The sequence below is a fragment of the Pseudomonas versuta genome, assembly GCF_001294575.1.
Classification (GTDB): domain Bacteria; phylum Pseudomonadota; class Gammaproteobacteria; order Pseudomonadales; family Pseudomonadaceae; genus Aquipseudomonas; species Aquipseudomonas versuta.
Window position 1 is genome coordinate 1,716,405 of sequence record NZ_CP012676.1, and the last position, 21,148, is coordinate 1,737,552.

The window sequence follows — 21,148 nt, forward strand, 5'->3', positions numbered from 1 at the left end:
CCCTTAAGTAGTTCACGCATAAGGCTGTCATGGACACGGGCTCACGACTCAAACTAGTACGCGAAAGCTACAAAATGTCCCAGCGCGAGCTGGCCCGACGTAGCGGCGTCACCAATGCCACAATCTCCCTGATCGAGCAGAATCGCGTCAGCCCTTCTGTCAGCTCCCTCAAGAAACTGCTTGAAGGCATCCCCATGTCTTTGGCGGACTTCTTCACCTTCGACCAACCGCCCCGCGCCCACCAGTATGTTTTCCGCGCCAATGAGCAGCCGGATCTCGGGCGCGATGGCTTGCGCCTGTTGCTGATCGGCGCTTCGGTACCGGGCCGGCAGATGCGCCTGTTGCGCGAGCAATATGCCCCGGGCGCAAGCACGGGGGCAGAAGCGATCGTGCACGCCGAAGGGGAGGAGTGCGGGCTAGTCACCCGTGGTGTTATCGAGCTCACCGTGGACGGTATGAGCAGCATCTTGAATGCCGGGGACGGCTACTACTTCCCGAGTACGCTGGCGCACAGGTTCAGAAATATCGGCGCCGACGAGGCAGAAATCATCAGTGCCAACACCCCGGCCAACTTCTGATGTGAAAGCATCCGGATGGCCTCGTTTGGCACTTTGTGCGCAAGCCTTGCGCTAATAAACGCCAGGAAAGTCTTCCATGAACATACCGCCAATCTGCTCGTTTATTGCTCGCTGGCCCGAACTGGGGCTGGTGCCATCCGTTGCGTGGCAAATCACCCGGGACTGTGAAAACCAGGTGTTGTTTTTACTGGCCAGGCTTGGGCCGGGTTATCAACGCCAAGGGGTTTGTGCAATTCACGAAACGGCGGTGGTGGAGCCGGGTGCCGTATTGAAGGGGCCGATCATAGTCGGCCCCGGTGCTTTCGTTGCGGCGGGTGCTTACCTGCGAGGCGGGGTATATCTGGGGCGCAACTGCATCGTTGGCCCGAGCTGCGAAGTGAAAAGCAGTTTCATGCTGGAAGGCAGCAAGCTGGCGCACTTCAACTTTGTTGGTGACTCGTTGATTGGCGAGAAGGTAAACATCGAGGCGGGTGCGATCATTGCCAATTACCGCAACGAGCTGGACGGTGCGCCGATCAACATCCGTCATGCGGGCTATGTGATCGAGACCGGAGCCAATAAATTCGGGGCCTTGATTGGAGATGGCTGCAAAATCGGGGCAAACGCAGTGATTGCCCCCGGCGCGCTGCTACTGCCCGAGACACGAGTGCCGCGACTCGGTCTGATTGACCAGTTTGCCTATGTTGACTAATACCCCCGCCAACTGCTGACAACCCCCTGTAGGAGCAGGCAAGCCAGGCTCCTACAGATCTGCTGCGCTCCCTGTGGGAGCTGGCCAGTCTCAGAACTTCAATGCATTGGTCAGGTCGCCCATGGGCGTTTGTCCGCGGGCTTTCATTGCATCGTCACGCGCCTTGAGGCCATCAAGCATTTCCAACTGATGCACCCGGGTGATCAGGCGCAGGATCGAGGCGGTGTCATACACCGTGTGGTCCACCGTGCCCTTGCGAGCGAAAGGGGAGACCACCAGCGACGGGATTCGTGTACCCGGGCCCCAGCGGTCGCCTTTGGGCGGCGCCACATGGTCCCACCAGCCGCCGTTCTCATCCACAGTGACCACAACCACCATGTTCTGCCATTGCGGGCTGTTGCGCAGCACCTTGATGACACGGTCAAGGTGCCGGTCCCCGGCCGCCACGTCGGCATAACCGGCATGCATGTTGAGGTTGCCCTGGGGTTTGTAGAAGGTCACCGCGGGCAGTTTGCCGGCCTCGGCATCGGCGACAAACCGGTTGGTAGCAGATTCGTCCCCCAGGCCGCCGTCACGCAGGCGCTTGCTGCGCTCGAGCGGGTTTTGCGGACCTTGCTGCACGAAGTAGTTGAACGGCTGGTGGTGGTACTGGAAGTTTGGAATCTTCGGCAGGGTGCCCGAGTCTTTGAACTGGTCCAGAGTGGCTTGCCAGGCACCGGCGTACCAGGCCCAGTCGATGTTCTTTTTGCTCAGTTTGTCGCCAATGTGCTCGTGGGTCTGGGGCACCAGCACGCTGGGCAAATCAGGTTTTGAGTAATCCGGATGTTCGGGGTCGCGGATCCAGGTAGGCCAGTAGGGCGGGGCCATGGTGTTCACGGCAAAACCGTCCGGGGTGAGGGCGCTGGGGCCGAACTGCGGGGCGCCGGTCATGGCGCTGGCCGGGGATTTGTCTAACGGTTTGAGGCGCGTGCCGGTGGGGTCGTCGCCTTGTAGCGAGGCGATCTGGGACTCGGCCACCGAGGTGCTGGCGTTCGGATAAAACGGTACTGCGGCGCTGATCAAGTACTGATGATTGAGGTACGAGCCGCCAAAAGCACCCTGGAAGAAGTTGTCACACAGCACGAACTCCCGGGCCACGTCCCACAGGCGCAGGGAATACTGGGTCTGGGCGTAATAGCCCATGGTCAGGCCGCCCGAGTCGGCCCAGGCGACGAACCGGTCGTTCTTGCCATCGTTGATCTGCATCTGGTTCTGGTAGAAGACGTGCCATAAATCGCGGGTCACCAGATTCAGCGGCAGGTCTTCCCGGTTCGGCCCCTTCAGGGCAAACGGGGCATTGGGCAGGTTTTCCTGGTACTGCACTCCGGTGGCATAAGTCACGCCGTCCACTGTCTGTGGCCCCACCTGAACCACTCCGCCCCAGGCGGGAGGCAAGGTCTGTAACAGGCTGCCATCACGGTCGCGTTGCTGGTAGTCGGCGGGTTCGAGTGCCGACAATGGCCGCTCTACGCCAGGGAAGTTGGCGAACAGATTGTTGAAGCTGCGGTTCTCGGCATAGATCACCACGATGGTCTTCACCTGCTCCCCAAGTTTGTTGTCCAGTTCAGTCGGCGTCAGCGGCTGCGCTTTGGCGCCGCTGTCCTGCTGACTGCCCCCGCAAGCGCCCAGAGCGGCTGCGCCCACCCCCAGCGCCGCAGCACCGGCAAGGAAATGACGGCGGCTGGTACTGGCGGGCAGTCGGGTGTCCTGGTCTTTCTGGTCGCTCATACGGGTTCCTGATCAGATGTAACAAAATATTATCGGGCCGGAGGCTAACAGGGGATTGTGACGGCGCCGTGGCAGCAAGTCGACCTTGAGGAAGATTTCATCCCATATATAGGGTTATTAAGCCACATATTGAACTGTCGTCGAGACTGGTTTATGGTCTGGCCATAACCAAGGGATCAGGCGGCTGTCGGGTTCCGAAAATAAATACAACAAGAGGTTTTCCCCATGACAGGTCCTTCGCTGGACAGTTGTCTGCATGCCAGCACCATGAAGAAGCTCAATCTGAAGCTGATTCCCTTCCTGATGCTGTTGTACATGGTGGCTTACATTGATAAGTCGAACATTTCGGTGGCGGCGTTAACCATGAACGCCGACCTGGGGCTCAGCGTGCGGATGTATGGCATCGGCGTGGGTCTGTTCTTCCTCACCTACATTCTGTTCGAAGTGCCCAGCAGCATCATCCTGACCCGGGTCGGTGCACGGCGCTGGATTGCCCGGATCATGATCACCTGGGGCATCATCGCTGCCGGCATGAGCCTGATCCAGAGCGCCAACCAGCTCTACGTCATGCGCCTGTTGCTGGGCGCGGCCGAAGCCGGTTTCACCCCCGGCATCATCTACTACCTGTCGCAGTGGTACCCGCGCAGTGACCGGGCCAGGGCCATGTCATGGTTCTACATCGGCGCGGCTCTGGCGTCGGTGATCGGGTTGCCGCTGTCGGGTGCCTTTCTGCATCTGGACGGTCTGCTGGGCATCAACGGCTGGCGGTGGTTGTTCTTTCTCCAGGGCATCCCTGCAGTGGCACTGGGCATTGTGGTATTGCGCTACATGCCTGACTCCCCGGCCTCTACCAACTGGCTCGACAGCGCGCAAAAAGCCTGGCTCAGCCGCACCATGCAGGCCGAACAGGCGACCACCGTCATCTCGCACAAGGACGCCTGGCATGTGGCGTTTCGCAGCCGGCAGGTGTGGCTGCTGAGCCTGTTCTGGTTGCTACAGGCGTTCGGCACTATCGGGGTCACCCTGTTTTTGCCATTGATCGTGCAGTCGGTGTCCAAACAGGGGTCGTTTATTGTCAGCCTGCTGTCGGCGATGCCGTTTTTCCTGGCTTGCGTATTCATGTACGCCAACGGCCGTCATTCCGACCGCACCGGTGAGCGCGGCTGGCACCTGGGCGGCCCGCTGTTGCTGGCCGGGATCATGCTGGGCCTGGCGGTGTTTACCGGCAATCAGTGGCTGGCCTACGTGATGCTGGTGGTGGCAGTTGGCCTGAACTGGGCGGCGACTCCGGTATTCTGGGCCACCACCACCGAGTATCTGTCCGGGCCTGCAGCCGCTGTTTCAATCGCCTTGATCAACTCCATCGCCAACATCGCCGGGCTTGGCCTGCCGCCCGTAATGGGCTGGATCAAGGACACCACCCATAGCTATGACTACGCCTTGTTGATGGTCGCCGTCGCCTTGTTGGCCGGTGGCATGCTGGGTCTGTACCTGGGCGGTCAACGCAAGCGCCAAGTCATGCGTGACGCCATCCTGGAGGGCCACAAAAATGTACACAGTGCTTAAAGTTGCGCGTTTGCCGGACATGCTCAGCGAGGGTTTACATGCCCGATATGAAGTATTGGAATGCAGTGAGAGCGGCAGCGAACTGGATGCGTCAAAGGCCCGGGGGATCCGCGCTCTGGTTGCCAATGGCGAGTCGCGGGTGCGGGCCGACTTGATCGGGCGGCTGCCCGACCTGCAAGTGATCGTGGTGTTCGGCGTCGGCTACGACGGTATCGATGTGGCGGCTGCCAGGGCTCGGGGCATTGTGGTGACGCACACGCCGGACGTGCTCACCGACGACGTGGCTGATTTCGCCATTACCCTGATGCTCGGCACTGCCCGGCGCATTGCCAAAGCCGATCAGTTCGTGCGTAGCGGGCAGTGGCAGCAAGGTCCGTTCGGCTTTACCCGCAAGGTCAGCGGGGCGCGGCTGGGCATTGTTGGCCTGGGGCGGATCGGCATGGCGATTGCCCGGCGCGCGGCGGCGTTCGACATGCGCATCAGCTACCACGGGCGTCGTCCGCTGGCGGTTGATTACCCGTACTACGCCTCGTTGACCGAACTGGCCGCCGCGGTGGATTTTCTGGTGATTGCCGTGGGCGGTGGAGAGTCGACCCGGCACCTGGTCGATGCCAAGGTGCTCGCGGCACTGGGCAGTGAAGGCATCCTGATCAATGTGGGGCGCGGTAGCGTGGTTGACGAGGCCGCGCTTGCCAGTGCATTGGCCCAGGGGCGCCTTTTGGGGGCCGGGCTGGATGTATTCGAGGATGAACCGCGGCCCCATCCCGGCTTGCTGGCGCTGGACAATGTGTTGTTGGCGCCGCATATGGCCAGTGCCACCTGGGATACGCGGCGGGCGATGTCCGACCTGACCCTGGCCAATCTGGCCGCGCATTTTAGCGGTGCTGCTTACCCCACTCCGATCCCGGATTGAACTGCCATTTTATGGCGCGAGCCCTTGCGCTTGTTCTTGCAGACCGGTTTCGATCAAGCCGGCCAGGTGTTTGATGGCAGGTGCCTGCAGCTCGGCGCCGGCATGCAGTACATAACCCAGGGTCGGCATTGGCGGTAAGCCGTCAATGACCTTGAGGTTGCCCGGCAGCCCGATACGGGTACGCAGGGTTACCCCAAGCCCGCCAGCGACAGCTGCCCAGAGGCCACCCACGCTGGGGCTGGTCAGGGCAATTCGCCACGGTATATTGGCTGCATCCAGCGCCCGGGTTGCAGCACTGCGCAACAGGCAGGGGGCATCGAACAGGACTAATGGCAGCGGGGTGTCCGTGAGTTGTGGCGCCGGCATGTCCCGCGGCCCTCTCACAGAGCCTGCACGCTGCCTTGGTCGAGAGCTTCGACGTACCGCCGACAGACCGCTTTCAGGTGATCCATCAGCACGAAGCCGGCGAGTTGATATTTGACCGTCATTACCCGCGCAGCGACGATTTTCTGCTGATCGAAATCACTGCCGGGCGTGTACGCGATACCGCGACCAAACAGCGCTTCTATCGATCCCTGGTCCAACGGTTGCAGCGTGAACCGGGTATCGATCCTGAGGACGTGATGGTGGTGATCACTACCACCGATGCCCAGGCACGGTCGTTTGGAGGAGGGCGGGGCAACTAGCGCCGGTTTCAGGCTGTATCAGCTAAATGCGCGCCAGCTGTGACTGTCGACAGGACTGGCGCAATGCTAGGGTCGGCATTCAATTCCCGGCCGATCAAAGCCAGCACAGACAAGGAACCCTTCCATGGCGCTACCGACCCTGCATCTTTTATGCGGCAAGATCGCTTCCGGCAAATCGACCCTGGCCAAAACCCTTGCCGTCGAGCACCGGGCCATTGTGCTGAGTGAAGACCAGTGGTTAGCCCGGCTTTACCCGGGTGAAATCAACTCGATCGCTGACTATGTGCGATACGCACGGCGGATTCGCGAGGTGCTGGGCCCTCTGGTGATTGGGGTGCTTGAGTCGGGTACCCCTGTGGTGCTGGATTTTCCTGCCAACACCGTCGCCGATCGTCAGTGGCTACTCAGCCTGGCGCAAGCGGCGCTGGTGCCGCACCGCTTGCATTATCTGGAGGTGGATGACGCTAGCTGCAGGGCCCGGCTGCATGCTCGCAATGCGCAGGGCGAGCATGACTTTGCTGCGACTGATGCAGAGTTTGATCTGATCACCCGCTACTTCAGTGTCCCGCAAGCAGATGAGGGGCTGGTTATCGTGACTCACCGCCCGTAGTCATCTCCAGTGGCCGGTAGTGCTGTTGGTCTGCTGCGCCCGGGGTTGCGGCACCGGCCTCATGCAGGGAAATCCTAGAGGTCTCCGGCAACGCCAGGCCACCGAGCAATGCCAGCAGGGCAACGGCGATCAGGTAAAACGCCGGTGAAAGGTTGCTGCCGGTGGTGCTGATCAGCCATGTCGCCACCAGCGGAGCAGTGCCGCCGAACAGGGTGTAGGCCATGTTGTAGGTAATGGCCGACGCGGTATATCGGGTGCGGGTCGGGAAGGTTTCCGAGAGCAGGGCGGCAGTTACCACCCCGCATAGCACCGCACCGACCGCCAGCAGCATGACGCCGATGATGGACGCCGCGAAGCCGCCGGAACTGGCCATCAGCAACGATGGATACACCACGACAATCAGCAGTGCACACGCCGTCATCACCGTGACCCTGCGCCCGACCCGGTCTGAATACAGCCCGGCCAGCGGGCAGATCGCGGCAGCAAACAGCAAGGCAATCAGCGATACCAGCAAGGCCGTTGCACGACTCAGGCCCCCGGCCACTTGCAGGTAAGTCGCGAAGTAAGTGGTGAACATATAGAAAGACAATGCCGTCAGCGACACAAAGGCGCCCAGGCCACAGATAGCCCCGCCATGGTTGCGCAAGGTTTCCTTGAGCGGGGAGTGGGCCACCGCATGTTCCTCGGCCACCGCCTGGAATGCAGGGGTTTCATCCAGCTTCAAGCGCATGTAAAGCCCCACCAGACCCAGTGGCGCAGCGATCAGGAACGGCAGGCGCCAGCCCCAGTCGGCCATGGATTGTGCCGATAGCGACGCTTCGAGTGCATAGGCCACCACGGCCGCTGCAGCGAAGGCGCAGAAGGTCGATACCGGCAGGAAGCTGCCATACCAGGCCCGTTTATCATTCGGCGCGTGTTCCATGAGGTAGGCACAGGCACCGGCGTATTCACCCCCGGCGCTAAAGCCTTGAGCGCAACGGATCAGGGTCAACAGGATGGGGGCCATCACGCCAATGGCGGCATAGGCAGGCAGTACCCCGATCAGTGTCGTGGCCCCTGCCATCAACAGGATTGTCATTGCCAGGGTTCTTTTGCGACCGATACGGTCACCCAGCATGCCGAAGAAAATTCCGCCAAGGGGACGGAACGCAAAGGCTACGGCGAACACGGCGAAGGTCTTGAGCAGCGCGGCACTGGCATCGCCGCTGGGGAAAAACTGCTGGGCGATGGTGGTTGCCAGAAAGCCATAAACCGCGAAGTCGAACCACTCGACGAAGTTACCGATGGCCGCGGCGGCAATGACTTTTCTCAGGGTTTTGGGGCTGACCTGCCCGGTGATGGCACTCGTCATGCTGAACCTCGACATTTCATCAGAATGCTTTCGATTATCGAGGCAGCCAGTGAAAGGGTTCGCTTCAAAAGTGTCATCGGCATAGTCAGCACCGACGCTTTGCTGCCTAGCCGCCTTTGGTCGAGACGATACTCGCCACCAGCCGTGGCTTGCAGTTCAGATAAGCCGAAGACTGCAGCCAGTGCTGGTCGGGGTACCAGGCAAACATGAACTGACCGTCCTTGAGTTTGTCTACCACCTGGCGCGCCACTTGCGGGCGTACGGCAGGGCAGCCCTGGCTTCGGCCGATGCGGCCCTGGGTCTGGCTCCACAACGGGTTCACATAGCTGGCGGGGTGAATCACGATGGCCCGCTCACGGGCACTGTCATTGATACCCGGCTCCAGGCCGTCCATACGCAGCGAGTAACCGTTGGCACCCTGGTAACTCTCCTGGGTGCGGAACAGGCCAAGGCTGGATTGATGACTGCCTTCATTATTGGAGAATTGAGTGGCGAAGTTTTCCCCGGATTTTTGCCCGTGGGCCACCAGGTCGCGCAGCACCAGGGTCTGTTTACGCAAGTCGAAGATCCACAGGCGGCGGGCCGTGGAAGGTTGCGAATAGTCGATGACGGCAAGGTTCTGTGCGGGGCTGGCGCCATTGCTGACGGCGCATTGCATGGCACTGAGGGCGCTTTTAAGTGCCTGGGGATTGAGTTCCGGAGCGGCCTGGGCGAGGCTGTTGTAAAGCCCTGGTGAGGAAGTATTGGCGGCGAACGCTGGGCTGCACAAGGCTCCCAGGGTCGCGGCGACCAGAAAAAGTCGTCGCAAAGAAATCAGCATAGATTAAGAGTTTCCACTATTGAATTAGCTCCTGACGCTGCGTCGAGTTAATAGCGATCCTGTTTAGCTGCTAGCCTTCAGGACGGCTGTAATGGTGACCCCCAACGTGACGGCCATGGATTGGAGTAAAGCAGTTGATCAAAAAACACGCATGTTACTTGAGCATTGCCTTGCTCGTAGCGCCATTGGTCGCGTGGGCCGATGTGCTGCCAGACCCGCCTGCCAACCCGTTGCAGCAGACCCTGCTGCAACTGCCCCAGGCCTGCCCGACACTGGCACCCGGCCTGACGCCTCAGACCCAGGCACTTTTGCAGGCCTTTTATGAGGGCCAGAACTACCAGCCGGTATGGGCGCAAGAAGGGCGCCTGACGGCTTTGCAGGCAGCCTTGTCACAGCTGGCCGACGACGGGCTGGACCCGCTCAATTACCGGTTGCCCCAGGGCCAGGACCTGTGCGCCGACATCGGTACCAGTCGTCAATACCTGCAAGCCCTGCAGGACTTGCGTTTCGGTCGCCTGGCACAAAACCGTTTTGAACCGGTCTGGCACGCCAATACTGAAGAGCCTGACCGTCAGGCCGAACTCCTGGCAATCGCCGGGCCCGGGGTACAGAACGTAGCCGGTGCTTTCGAACTGGCCCGCCCCGCGCTGGCGCAGTATCAAGACTTGCGCCGGGTCTATGCCCGGGAGCGCCAACAGCCGCTGCCCCAGTGGCAGTCGATCCCGGATGGCCCCTTGCTGCGCCCCGGCATGCAGGATGCACGGGTACCGGCACTGGCCAGGCGTTTGGCCAGCGAGGGTTACCTGAGTGCTCAGACGCAAACTGACAACAACACGTACTCCAATGAACTGGCCTCCGCGGTCAAGAGCTTTCAGCTCGATCACTCATTGCAGGCCGATGGCGTCATCGGGCCAGGCACCGTTAAAGAGTTGAACGTCAGTCCGGCAACCCGCCGCGAACAGTTGCGGATCAATCTGGAGCGTTTCCGCTGGATGGCCCGTGACTTTGAACCCACCAGCCTGCTGGTCAATGTTCCGGCGGCACAGTTGACCGTCTACCAGAATGGCCAGCCGGTGTGGCAGACCCGCACCCAGGTAGGGCGGGCCGACCGCCAGACACCGTTGCTCAAATCCCGGGTGACGCGCCTGACCCTGAACCCGACCTGGACCATTCCGCCGACCATCTTCAAGGAAGACAAGTTGCCGCAGATTCGCCGCGATCCGTCCTTCCTGAGCAAGCATGACCTGCAGGTGCTCGACAGCAGCGGGCAGCCGCTGGCGGTGCAAAGTATCGACTGGGACCGTCCGGGCAACATCCTGCTGCGCCAGGGTGCCGGGCCACGCAACCCGCTGGGGCGTATCGTTATCCGCTTCCCCAACCCGTTTTCCGTGTACCTGCACGACACCCCGAGCCAGGCCCTGTTCAGTAAAGGGCCGCGTGCCTTCAGTTCAGGGTGCGTGCGGGTGGAGTCGGTGTTCCAGTTGCGCGATTTGCTGGTGACCCCGGCGGAGAAGGCCCGGACCGAGGAATTGCTGGCCACCGGGCGCACCACCGAGTTCAGGCTGTCCAACCCGGTGCCGATCCTCATGACGTACTGGACAGCCCATGCCGATAAAAACGGCAAAGTGGTGTACTCGCCGGACATTTATAATCGTGACCCGGCATTGATATCGGCCCTGTCTGCCAAGCGCTGATGCCCGTTTCAACCTTGAATTGATCTGCGAGACCTGCAATGACTCAATGGCCCGACTCCTGTTTTACCGACCTGGTTGGCATTGCCCACCCGATCATCCAGGCCCCGATGCTGGGCGCGGGGGCGCCAATGATGATCGGCGTGGCCAAGGCTGGTGGGCTTGGCTCACTGGCCTGCGCCACGCTGACCCTGGACGCGGTGCGCGCCGAAGTGGCGGCCTTTCGTGAAGCCTGCGATCAACCGTTCAATCTGAATTTCTTCTGCCATCAGGCCCCGGAACCCGACGAGGCCCGGGCCCGGCAGTGGAAGTCTTTGTTCAAAGATTATTACCGCGAACTGGGAGTGGACTATGACGCGCCAACCCCGGTGTCGAGCCGTGCACCCTTTGATGAAGCCACTTGCGCACTGGTTGAGGAACTGCGCCCACCGGTGGTCAGTTTTCACTTCGGTTTGCCGGCCCCGCATCTACTGGCCCGGGTCAAAGCCTGTGGTGCCAGGGTTTTAAGTTCCGCCACCACCGTTGAAGAAGCGCAGTGGCTGGAGCGCAACGGCTGTGACGCAATCATTGCCATGGGTTACGAAGCCGGTGGCCACCGCGCGATGTTCTTGAGCAATGAGCTGACGACCCAGATCGGCACCTTTGCCCTGGTGCCGCAGATTGTTGATGCGGTATCGGTGCCGGTGATTGCCGCAGGCGGGATCGCGGATGCGCGTGGCATTGCGGCGGCCTTTGCTCTGGGCGCCAGTGCGGTGCAAATCGGCACAGCATACCTGTTCTGCCTGCAGGCCAGACTTGCCCGGCCCCATTACCGCGCCTTGCGTGAGGCCGGTTCCAGCGAGACTGCACTCACCAACCTGTTTACCGGCCGCCCGGCCCGCGGCATCGTCAATCGGGTGATGCGTGAACTGGGGCCGATCAACCCCCAGGCCCCGGAGTTTCCGTTGGCGGGTGGCGTACTGCTACCGCTCAAGGCCAAAACCGAGCCTGCCGGCTCCACAGATTTCATCAACCTGTGGGCGGGTCAGGCTTTCGCACTGAGTCCTGGACGCAGTGTCGAATTGTCGTCCGAGGAACTGACCCGCAAGTTGGTCGATGACTACACCGCGCGTTCCACATGTAAATAACGGGTTTGCGCGGCATGGGTGGAGGTGCGAATTAAAAGCATGATCGCACCCACCACCGGCAGGCTCACCAGCAGCAAGCCGTAGCGCAACGATTCATTGCCAAAGCGCGGCAGCAGTGCATCGCTGAACAAACCGGCGAGCAAAGGCCCGACACCGACCCCCAGCAGTGTCGAAATGATCGTCTGCAAAGCCATTGCTGTGCCCCGGCGATTGGGCGGCACCAGTTGCGTGACCAGGTTGTAGGACGGCGCCACCCACCACACCACAAAAAAACTGTACAGCGCACACCACAGCATGGCGCTGGGGATCGGCACCCCTGCCACCTGCGCCCAGATCGTGTTGGGCCACAATAAATAAGCGAACAGTGCGCTGATCGCGGCCACGTGCCCGATCACCGGAATGCCCACTTGCCAGTGCGGGTTGCGGGGCGTCAGGTGGTCGCTCAACCAGCCGCTAAATAACGCGCCGATGCCGGCAAAACCGCCACAAATGAACCCGGCCAACAGTCCGGCATGCTGCAACGACAAGCCATGGGAGCGCACCAGAAAACTGGTGTTCCACATGCCGATTGCATAGGAGCTGAGGGTGCTCAGGCCGCCGGCCATGATCAGGCAACGGTAAGCGGGCAGGGCCCAGAGCTTGCGGGCTTCGCTGCTCAGGCTTTGCAGGGGATGCGCGGCATGGGCATTGGCCAGGTCCCAGCGTCCACGGTCCGGATCCTTGGCCACCAGCGCCAGCACCAGTGAAAACAGCAGCGCCGGCATGCCAATCACGATAAACGCCGTGCGCCAGCCATAGTGTTCGACCACCCAGGCGCCAAGGCTCAAGCCGATCACCGCCGAGAAAGTCGGTGCGGCGGTGAAGCAACTGATGGCAAACGAACGGCGATGGGGCGGGTACAAGTCGGCAATGATCGACATCGACGCCGAGGTGGTAGGCGACTCACTCACTGCAACCGCCATGCGTGCCAGGGCCAGCATCCAGAAACTCACGGCCAGGCCGCAGACCATGGTAGCCACGGCCCAGAGCAGGCACGCCATGGCCAGCAAGCGGGTGCGCGACATGCGATCGGCCAGGCGTCCGGCAGGCAAGCCGAGCAGGGCGTAGACCCCGGCAAATGCCAGGCCGGAAATCAGCCCCATGGCTGTGTCACTGACACCGAATTCGAGTTTGATCGGTTCAATCATGACCGCCAGAATCTGCCGGCCGACAAAGTTGTCGGCAAACACCGCAGCCAGCAACAACAGCAAGGCATGGCTGCGCCAGCCGACGTGAGCCTTGGACATATTCGTTTCCCTGTCAGATAAAAATGCCAAAGGCGCTGACACGCAACGCGTCAGCGCCTTTGACAAACCCCTGCGTCAGCCGCGTCGGCGAGCCAGGGTCATGGCGGTGTCTTCGATCATGTCTTCCTGGCCGCCGACCATGCCGCGTCGGCCCATTTCCACCAGAATTTCCCGCGCCGGTACGCCGTACTTCTTCTCGGCGCGCTTGGCGAACAGCAGGAACGAGCCATAAACACCGGCATAGCCCATGGTCAGGGCATCGCGATCGCTGCGGATCGGGAAGTCCATGATCGGCACTACCAGGTCTTCGGCCACGTCCTGGATACCGAACACGCTGACCCCGGTTTCAATGCCCATGCGGTCACAGACCGCCACCAGGATTTCCATCGGCGTATTGCCCGCACCAGCGCCAAGACCTGCGGCGGCCGCATCGATGCGCGTGGCCCCGGCTTCGATCGCGGCGATGGAGTTGGACACCCCCATCGACAAGTTGTGATGCCCGTGAAAACCGATCTCGGTGTCCGGGTGCAGGGCTTCACGCATCGCCGCAACCCGGGCCTTGATGTCGTGGGGCAGCATGTAGCCCGCGGAGTCGGTGAGGTAAATACAGTTGGCGCCGTAGCTCTCCATCAACTTGCCTTGCTTGACCAGCCCTTCAGGGCTGTTCATGTGCGCCATCATCAGAAAGCCCACGGTGTCCATACCCAGCTTGCGGGCATAGGAAATATGCTGCTCGGAGACGTCCGCCTCGGTGCAATGGGTGGCGACCCGAATCGTGTTGACCCCCAGCTCGAAGGCCATTTGCAGGTGGTCCACGGTACCGATACCCGGCAACAGCAGGGCTGAGACTTTGGCCTGCTTCATCATCGGAATCACGGCCGACAGGTACTGCTCGTCGGTGTGCGCCGGAAAACCGTAGTTCACAGAGCTGCCGCCCAGGCCATCGCCGTGGGTTACTTCAATCAGGGGTACACCGGCGGCATCCAGACCGCAGGCGATGTCTTTCATTTGTTGCAGGGAAATCTGGTGACGCTTGGGGTGCATGCCGTCGCGCAGGCACATGTCATGCACGGTGATTTTTTTGCCGCGAAGATCCATGGGTAGCTCCTTAAGCGAGGGCAGATTGAGGGGCAGTGGCCTTGAGTTGCAGCTCGCCCTTGAGGATTTCCTCGGCAAACATCTCAGCCGTACGCGCCGCCGCAGCGGTCATGATGTCGAGGTTGCCGGCGTACTTGGGCAGGTAATCGCCCAGGCCTTCGACTTCCATAAAAATCGATACCCGGTTGCCGTCAAAAACCGGACCGTTCACCAGTTTGTAACCCGGTACGTACTTCTGTACCTCCTGGATCATGTCGGCGATCGCCAGGGTGATCGCAACCTTGTCCGGTGCGGTTTCGGTCAGGCAGTGCACGGTGTCACGCATGATCAGCGGCGGCTCGGCCGGGTTGACGATAATGATTGCCTTGCCTTTTTTCGCGCCGCCGACCTGCTCGATGGCACTGGCCGTGGTGCGGGTGAATTCGTCGATGTTCTTGCGCGTGCCCGGGCCCACCGACTTGGACGCTGCGGTGGCCACGATCTCGGCATAGGCCACGGGTTGCACGCTGGACACCGCGGCTACCAGCGGAATCGTTGCCTGGCCGCCGCAGGTCACCATGTTGACGTTCATCACACCGCGCTTGAGATTGGCCTGCAGGTTGACCGGCGGCACGCAATACGGGCCGATGGCGGCAGGCGTCAGGTCAATCATCAGCACTCCCAGCTCATTGAGCTTGCGGCTGTTTTCGGCGTGCACGTAGGCAGAGGTGGCATCGAAGGCGATCTGGATATTGTCCGCCAATATATGGGGCAACAGGCCGTCGACCCCGTCACTGGTGGTTTTGAGCCCCAGTTCGCGGGCGCGGGTCAGGCCTTCTGAAGTGGCATCGATACCGACCATCCACACTGGCTCCAGCACCTCGCTGCGCAGCAATTTGTACAGCAGGTCGGTACCAATGTTGCCCGGCCCGATCAGGGCGCATTTAATCTTTTTGCTCATGGGAAGGCTCTCGAACGGGTTTAGGACACAAAGCGCAGACGTGCAGAACCCAGGCCGCTGAGGGTCAGGCTGACCTCGTCGCCGGGTTGCACCGGTACCAGCGGCGCCAGGGCCCCGGACAGAATGATTTCGCCTTTGCGAAACGGAATATCGAACTTGCCCAGGGTGTTGGCCAGCCAGGCCACGGCGGCACACGGATGACCTTGCACCGCCGAACCGAAGCCGTTACCGGCCGGCTGGCCATTTTTCAGCAAGTGCAACTCGACCTTGGCCAGGTCCAGTTCACGGGGATCGATGCGTTGCTCGCCGAGGGCAAAAACGCCGCATGACGCATTGTCGGCCACGGTGTCCTGAATGCGGATTTTCCAGTCGGCGATACGTGAGTCGACGATTTCGAAACACGGCATCACCCATTGGCTGGCGGCCATGACGTCTTCGGCGCTAATGCCGGGGCCGTGCAGGTCCTCGCCGAGAATAAAGGCGATTTCACCTTCGGCCCGCGGCTGCACCAGCAGCTTGGCGCTAAAGCTGACATCGCTGTTATCGGCGACCTGCATGCGGTTGGTCAAAAAGCCGAAGTCGGGCTGATGCACATCGAGCATGTCCTGCACGGCGCGGCTGGTAACACCGATCTTTTTGCCGATGACCTGTTCCCCGAGGGCTTCGCGCCGTTGCAGAAAACGCAATGAAATCTGATACGCCGTCTCCAGCGTCAAGTCGGGATAACGCTGGGTCAGCGGCTGCAGGCTACGGCGTTCAAGCAACGCGTGAAACAGCTCATCGCCCAGGGCTTCAATCAACTTGGGGTCCATAAACACTCTCTCTAAAATCCGGACTATATGAGTCACTGTGGGAGCTGGCTTGCCAGCGATGGATTGCGCGCGGTCTGACTGCAAAACCCAGTCGTGTGCATCGCTGGCAAGCTCGCTCCCACACGTTCATGGGTACAGCGTCAGCCCGGCCAGACGCTGGACTCGGCGCCGCCGTCCACTTCCAGGATTTTGCCGGTTACCCAGCGTGACGCCGGGGTGGCCAGGTACAGTGCGGCGGCCGCAATATCCTCCACCTCGCCCAGACTCTGCAGCGGGGTGGCCTTGACCATGGCTTCACGCATGGCCACCGGCAGGACGCGGTTCAGGGCGTCGGTCAGAATGGGCCCCGGGGCAATGGCGTTGACCCGCACCAATGGCGCGAAATCCTGGGCCAGCAGACGGGTCATGTGGCTCAGCGCCGCTTTGGCGGTGCCGTAGGCGCTGAACTGGGTTTGCGCATAGCGCGCCGCACCCGAGGTGATATTGATGATGTTGCCCGCGCCGGCAGCACGCATATGGGGCACGCAGAGCTGGCACAAGTGATAAGCCGAAGACACATTGAAGCGCATGATTTCTTCAAACCGCTCGACGCTCAGGGTCAGCGGATCGTTCGGGCCGGCGCCGCCGGCGTTGTTGACCAGATGCGTGATACGGCCCATGTGCTCACGTGCCTGCATCACCAGAGCCGTACGCTGCTCGGTGTCATTGACGTCACAACTCATGGCCAGGGCGCGACGGCCCAGCAGACGGATCTCTTGGGCAACCGCTTCGACATCGTTCAGGGTACGTGCCGCCAGCACCACGTCGGCGCCGGCCTCGGCGTAGGCCAGGGCAATGGCCCGGCCGATTCCGCGGCCACCGCCGGTAACGATGGCCACACTGCCGGTCAGGTCAAATCTGGAAATAATGCTCATAAATAGTCCTTTATTAGCGAGGGGCCCACAGGTCGGGCAGCCCTGGGTCGCTGGCGCTGATCAGCCGCTTGAGCAACACCTTCAGCGCCTGGGCATCGCCGGGGCCGAGTTTGGCCGAAACGTTTTCCTCCACCGCCTTGGCCAGGGCCAGCTGTTGCAAGGAGGCCTCCCGGCCGGTCGCGGTCAGTACATAACGCGGTTCATGGGTGCTGCCCTCCAGTGCCACCAGATTCTGTTTTTCCAGAAAACGCATGCTGGCAACCGAGACCTCGTGGCCGGTGTAGCTGACGAAGGTGTTGATCTCGTCCAGGCTCATGTTGTCGCGAATGCACAGCACGGAGAGGATGAAAAACGCGTGTTCGTCCAGTTGCTGGTTGCTCAGCAGGCGATGCAGCGCGTCCAGTAACTGGTAGTGCGCGCGGCCCAGCAAATAGCCCAACAGGTCCTCGGTGTAGCTGCACTCGGGCGGCGGCGGGGTGGTAGCCAGGCGCAGTTCACTGCGTGGCTTGCGGGTGGCCAGTGCGTATTGACCGCTCTGGAACGCCAGCGGTGCGCGGTCGCTGTGATCAAAGGCGAGCACCTCGCCGACAAAAATCACATGGTCGCCGCCTTCATATTGAAAGGCCGTACGGCACTGAAAGCGTGCGGTGCAATCCTGTAGCAGCGGTGCTTCGCTGATACCGCTGTCGAGTTCGATTTCCGCGAACTTGTTTTCGCCCTGCATGGCAAAGCGTCCGGACAGAGGTTCCTGTTCGGTCGACAGCACGTGCACGTTCCAGTGTTTGCCCGAGCTGAACACCGGCAGGCTGCGGGCGGACTTGGCCAGGCTCCACAGCACCAGCGGCGGGTTGAGCGACACCGAGTTGAAGCTGTTGGCGGTGATCCCGATAGGTGAGCCGTCTTCAGCCTGGGTGGTGATGATGGTCACCCCGGTGGTGAAGGTACCGAGCGCGGTACGGAAAGCCTGGGGATCGAAACTGCTTTGCATTGCCATGACGAACCTCATGGATTGAATTTTCGTGCTCGCAGTATTCCTCTCCAGGTGGGGCGCTACATCGTCTTAATGGACTAACGAATACAGCCGATTATCGTCCGATCGGACGAGGCGTACGGGGCCGTAATTGGCTAGCGTCGGGGCCTTGAAACGATGCCAAGAGGACTCATCCATGACGTGCAGCAGTACGGCCCCAGAACAGCTGTCCAGCCTGTTGGCAGCGCAAAAAAAAGCCTTTATCGAGGCGGGCCCGGTAAGCGTTGAGCAGCGCCGGCAACGGATTCAGCGGGTGATAGAGCTGTTGGTGCGATATCAGCAACCGCTGGTTGAAGCCATGGATGCGGATTTTGGTGGCAGGCCCCAGGGCTTTTCGTTAATGAATGATGTGCTGGGCTCCCTGGCATCGCTCAAATATGCCCGCGATCATCTGCCGCACTGGGTCGAAGATGAGCCGCGTCAGGTATTCGCGCCCTATGACCAGCTCGGCGCCAAGGCCTGGGTGATGCATCAGCCCAAGGGCTCGATCGGCATCATGGGCACCTGGAACGCGCCGCTGTTCACCCTGCTCAGCCCGCTGGCCTGCGTGCTGGCCGCGGGTAACCGGGCCATTCTCAAACCTTCGGAAGTGGTGCCGCTGACCGCCAGTGTGCTGGCCCGGGCCTTTGGCGAAATGTTCGACCCGCTGGAAGTGGCGGTGGTGCTCGGCGATGCAGACGTGGCCCAGGCGTTTACCGCACAGCCTTTTGACCACCTGGTCTTCACCGGCAGCACCGCCGTGGCGCGCTCGGTGATGCGCAATGCGGCTGAAAACCTGGTGCCGCTGACCCTTGAGCTCGGCGGTAAATCGCCGGTCATTATTTCCCGCAGTGCTGATCTGGCCAAGGCTGCATTCAGCATTGCCGTGGCCAAAGCCAACAACGGCGGGCAGATTTGTATCAACCCGGACGTGGTGTACGTGCCCCGCGAGCAAATGGCTGACTTTATCGGCGCCCTTGGCGCGGCCTACAGCGAGCTGCTGCCGACCGTGGAAGACAATCCGGATGTGGTGTCAGTGGTTAACGACCGGCACTTGCAGCGCGTTGAAAGCTACGTGCAGGACGCCCGGCAGCGGGGCGCCCGGGTTGAAAGTTTCCCGCGTGCGCTCAAGGCAGCCCCCCAGTCGCGACGTCGACCGCTACAAGTGGTGATCGACCCGCCGCGTGACAGCCTGATCATGCACGAAGAAATCTTCGGCCCGGCGCTGGTGCTGCTGCCCTATGAAAAGCTCGACCGGGCCCTGGCGGACATCAACTCACGGGAGCGGCCGCTGGCCTTGTATTACTTTGGCCAGAGCGAAGAAGAGCGCCGGCATGTGCTGCAGCACACCCTGTCGGGCGGTGTGACCATCAACGACGTGATGATGCACGCGGCCATGCACGACGCACCGTTTGGCGGGATTGGCGCCTCCGGCATGGGCCATTATCACGGCCGCGAAGGCTTCCTGGAGTTCAGTCACATGCGCACCGTATTCAAGGCCCCGGCCCATGATCCGCGCCGCGAATGGGGCATGCTGCCGCCGTATGGCGAGCACTTCCAGGCAACCATGCAGTCGATGGTTACCCCCGACTGATCCCCCCAGAAGAACCCTGCAGGCGCGAGCTTGCTCGCGATGCCGCCGGCCCCGGTGATGCTGTCGCGAGAAAAGCTCACGTCTGCCCATAAAACAAGAAGTGATCCGGAGATAAATTTTGCCAATTCCTGCCGCTACACCCGAAGACAGCCAGACCCCTGAAGGCTGGCAGCGCCGCCACGTACTCAAGGCGGCAGCCCTGGCTGCCGGCGCCGGGTTGCTCGGGCGCTATGCCAGCGCTGCGGGCTCAAGTGCCGTATCGCCCAGCGAATACCTGGCGCTGGACGCCACCGACATGGCCCGAGCCGTGCAAAAGGGCGAGCTGACCCCCGAGCATCTGCTGGCTGCGGCCATGGCCCGTTGTGATGCGGTCAACCCCAAGGTCAATGCGGTCAACATGCGTCATGACGAATACGCCCAGGCGCTGCTCAAGACGCGACGCGCAGCAGGGGCATCCACCACGGGTGCGCTGGCCGGTGTGCCCATCCTGCTCAAGGACCTCAACACCTACCTTGAAGGTACCCGCACCACCAATGGTTGCCGCTTGTTCAAGGATGCACCGCCGGCGCCACAAACCAGCACTCTGATAGCCCGCTACCAAGCGGCTGGCGCCGTGCCGTTCGGCAAAACCGCGTGCCCTGAGTTCGGCCTGACCACCACCACCGAATCCCTGCTCTGGGGGCAAACCCGCAATCCGTGGAACCTGGCCAGAAGCGCCGGCGGCTCTTCCGGTGGTGCGGCTTCAGCGGTCGCCGCAGGCATTGTGCCGGTGGCCCATGCCACCGACGGCGGCGGCTCGATTCGTATCCCGGCCTCCTATTGCGGCGTGGTCGGCCTCAAACCCACCCGTTACCGCACCCCCAGCGGCCCGGGCAAATATGAGGGCTGGTTCGGTGCCAGTGTTGGCAACGTGGTGTCGCGCAACATCCGCGACATGGCGTTGTTTCTGGATGTCGGCCAGGGTCATGAGCAAGGCAGTCCGTACTGGGCAAAACCGCTGGTACGCCCTTATATCGAAGAGCTGGGCACCGCTGCGGGGCGCCTGCGTATTGGCCTGGTGCGAGACTCGCTGACCAGTTCGCCGCTGGACCCGGCCGTTGCAAAAGTGCTGGACGACACGGCCAGACGTCTGAGCGCGATGGGGCACAACGTTGAAGAACTGCGTTTGAACATCGACCCTCGGCAGTTGTTCGGCGCCCATGGTTCAGTGATTGGCGATGCCTTGCTGACCCTGGTCCACGACCGTGAACAGGCGCTGGGCCGAGCTGCCACTGCCGATGACTTCGAGCGCATCACCCAAGTGGTTCTGGACAATGGCAAGAAAGTCACGGGTGAAGGCCTGTACCGCGCGCGCCAGTCGTTTGAAAGCATTGGCGGTTACATGGAACAGCAGTTCGACACCTTTGACGTCATCCTGTCGCCGGTCACTGCCAACGTCACACCGCAGCTGGGGTTACTGAGCCTGAACCAGCCATGGGACAGCTACGCCCACAACGCCATGGGCAGCGCAGCCTTTACCGTACTGGCCAACGTCAGCGGGCAACCGGCGATCTCGTTGCCGGTGGGAATGAGCGAAAACGGCTTACCGATCGGCATGATGTTTACCGGGCCATTGGGCGGGGAAGACGTACTGCTGCGCCTGAGTGCGCAAATCGAGCAAGACCGGCCGTGGGCGAAATTACCGACCGTTTGATA

The 21,148-nt window shown here is 61.5% G+C and carries 19 protein-coding genes and 1 pseudogene; 10 read left to right on the forward strand and 10 right to left on the reverse strand.

What is annotated here, in order from left to right; translation table 11 throughout:
* The first annotated feature begins 29 nt into the window (after positions 1-29).
* Positions 30-578 carry a cupin domain-containing protein gene (locus AOC04_RS07765; RefSeq protein ID WP_060692121.1) on the forward strand — a complete coding sequence of 183 codons (549 nt, stop codon included), beginning with the start codon at positions 30-32 and terminating at the stop codon, positions 576-578.
* 76 nt (positions 579-654) lie between these two features.
* A complete protein-coding gene (locus AOC04_RS07770; protein ID WP_060692123.1) occupies positions 655-1,269 on the forward strand; it encodes an LbetaH domain-containing protein in 615 nt (204 codons plus the stop codon).
* Between the two features lie 90 nt (positions 1,270-1,359).
* Here the strand turns inward: AOC04_RS07770 and AOC04_RS07775 are convergent, their stop codons facing one another.
* Entirely contained in the window at positions 1,360-3,036 is a 1,677-nt protein-coding gene (locus AOC04_RS07775; protein ID WP_060692125.1) for an acid phosphatase, read from the reverse strand.
* Between the two features lie 225 nt (positions 3,037-3,261).
* Between AOC04_RS07775 and AOC04_RS07780 the strand changes: the two genes are divergently transcribed.
* Together AOC04_RS07780 and AOC04_RS07785 are read left to right on the forward strand one after the other, a co-directional pair.
* The gene (locus AOC04_RS07780; protein WP_060692127.1) at positions 3,262-4,602 is read left to right on the forward strand and encodes an MFS transporter; all 1,341 of its coding nucleotides are present in this window, start codon (positions 3,262-3,264) and stop codon (positions 4,600-4,602) included.
* Positions 4,586-5,515 (forward strand): 2-hydroxyacid dehydrogenase, encoded by a 930-nt coding sequence (locus AOC04_RS07785; RefSeq protein WP_060692129.1) that lies wholly within the window; start codon positions 4,586-4,588, stop codon positions 5,513-5,515. Before AOC04_RS07780 ends, AOC04_RS07785 begins: the two co-directional genes overlap by 17 nt.
* Before the next feature lie 9 nt (positions 5,516-5,524).
* Here the strand turns inward: AOC04_RS07785 and AOC04_RS07790 are convergent.
* A pseudogene (locus tag AOC04_RS07790) lies at positions 5,525-5,893 on the reverse strand (LysR substrate-binding domain-containing protein); the annotation flags it as partial.
* On the opposite strand from AOC04_RS07790, the gene AOC04_RS07795 reads away from it, so the two are divergent.
* Both AOC04_RS07795 and AOC04_RS07800 read left to right on the forward strand, forming a co-directional pair.
* Entirely contained in the window at positions 5,869-6,201 is a 333-nt protein-coding gene (locus AOC04_RS07795; RefSeq protein ID WP_060692130.1) for a tautomerase family protein, read from the forward strand. The pseudogene AOC04_RS07790 and the gene AOC04_RS07795 sit on opposite strands and share 25 nt — an antisense overlap.
* Positions 6,202-6,325: 124 nt before the next feature.
* Entirely contained in the window at positions 6,326-6,811 is a 486-nt protein-coding gene (locus AOC04_RS07800; RefSeq protein ID WP_060692132.1) for a P-loop nucleotide/nucleoside kinase family protein, read from the forward strand.
* On the opposite strand, the gene AOC04_RS07805 is transcribed toward AOC04_RS07800, so the two are convergent.
* On the reverse strand, positions 6,789-8,162 hold the full coding sequence (locus AOC04_RS07805; RefSeq protein WP_060692134.1) for an MFS transporter: 1,374 nt from the start codon (positions 8,160-8,162) through the stop codon (positions 6,789-6,791). The genes AOC04_RS07800 and AOC04_RS07805 overlap by 23 nt on opposite strands.
* A gap of 106 nt (positions 8,163-8,268) precedes the next feature.
* On the reverse strand, positions 8,269-8,982 hold the full coding sequence (locus AOC04_RS07810) for a murein L,D-transpeptidase catalytic domain family protein (protein ID WP_060692136.1): 714 nt from the start codon (positions 8,980-8,982) through the stop codon (positions 8,269-8,271).
* Positions 8,983-9,116: 134 nt separating this feature from the next.
* Between AOC04_RS07810 and AOC04_RS07815 the strand changes: the two genes are divergently transcribed.
* Both AOC04_RS07815 and AOC04_RS07820 read left to right on the forward strand, forming a co-directional pair.
* Positions 9,117-10,676 (forward strand): L,D-transpeptidase family protein, encoded by a 1,560-nt coding sequence (locus AOC04_RS07815; RefSeq protein ID WP_060692138.1) that lies wholly within the window; start codon positions 9,117-9,119, stop codon positions 10,674-10,676.
* Positions 10,677-10,714: 38 nt separating this feature from the next.
* Positions 10,715-11,800, forward strand: coding sequence for an NAD(P)H-dependent flavin oxidoreductase (locus AOC04_RS07820; protein WP_060692140.1), 1,086 nt, complete (start codon positions 10,715-10,717; stop codon positions 11,798-11,800).
* Here AOC04_RS07820 and AOC04_RS07825 read toward each other — a convergent pair.
* From AOC04_RS07825 to AOC04_RS07850, 6 genes are all read right to left on the reverse strand, one after another.
* The gene (locus AOC04_RS07825; RefSeq protein WP_060692142.1) at positions 11,773-13,086 is read right to left on the reverse strand and encodes a spinster family MFS transporter; all 1,314 of its coding nucleotides are present in this window, start codon (positions 13,084-13,086) and stop codon (positions 11,773-11,775) included. The two genes, AOC04_RS07820 and AOC04_RS07825, sit on opposite strands and share 28 nt — an antisense overlap.
* A gap of 75 nt (positions 13,087-13,161) precedes the next feature.
* Positions 13,162-14,184: a 4-hydroxy-2-oxovalerate aldolase gene (gene dmpG / locus AOC04_RS07830; protein WP_060692145.1), complete on the reverse strand. Its 1,023-nt coding sequence runs from the start codon at positions 14,182-14,184 to the stop codon at positions 13,162-13,164.
* A gap of 10 nt (positions 14,185-14,194) precedes the next feature.
* Positions 14,195-15,124, reverse strand: coding sequence for an acetaldehyde dehydrogenase (acetylating) (locus AOC04_RS07835; RefSeq protein ID WP_060692146.1), 930 nt, complete (start codon positions 15,122-15,124; stop codon positions 14,195-14,197).
* A 20-nt stretch (positions 15,125-15,144) separates the two neighbouring features.
* On the reverse strand, positions 15,145-15,936 hold the full coding sequence (locus tag AOC04_RS07840) for a fumarylacetoacetate hydrolase family protein (RefSeq protein WP_060692148.1): 792 nt from the start codon (positions 15,934-15,936) through the stop codon (positions 15,145-15,147).
* 140 nt (positions 15,937-16,076) lie between these two features.
* Positions 16,077-16,850 (reverse strand): glucose 1-dehydrogenase, encoded by a 774-nt coding sequence (locus AOC04_RS07845; RefSeq protein WP_060692151.1) that lies wholly within the window; start codon positions 16,848-16,850, stop codon positions 16,077-16,079.
* A 13-nt stretch (positions 16,851-16,863) separates the two neighbouring features.
* Positions 16,864-17,844 (reverse strand): flavin reductase family protein, encoded by a 981-nt coding sequence (locus AOC04_RS07850; RefSeq protein ID WP_060692153.1) that lies wholly within the window; start codon positions 17,842-17,844, stop codon positions 16,864-16,866.
* Positions 17,845-18,016: 172 nt separating this feature from the next.
* Between AOC04_RS07850 and AOC04_RS07855 the strand changes: the two genes are divergently transcribed.
* Together AOC04_RS07855 and AOC04_RS07860 are read left to right on the forward strand one after the other, a co-directional pair.
* On the forward strand, positions 18,017-19,453 hold the full coding sequence (locus AOC04_RS07855; protein ID WP_060692155.1) for a coniferyl aldehyde dehydrogenase: 1,437 nt from the start codon (positions 18,017-18,019) through the stop codon (positions 19,451-19,453).
* Positions 19,454-19,571: 118 nt separating this feature from the next.
* A complete protein-coding gene (locus AOC04_RS07860) occupies positions 19,572-21,146 on the forward strand; it encodes an amidase (protein ID WP_060692157.1) in 1,575 nt (524 codons plus the stop codon).
* Positions 21,147-21,148: the final 2 nt, after the last annotated feature.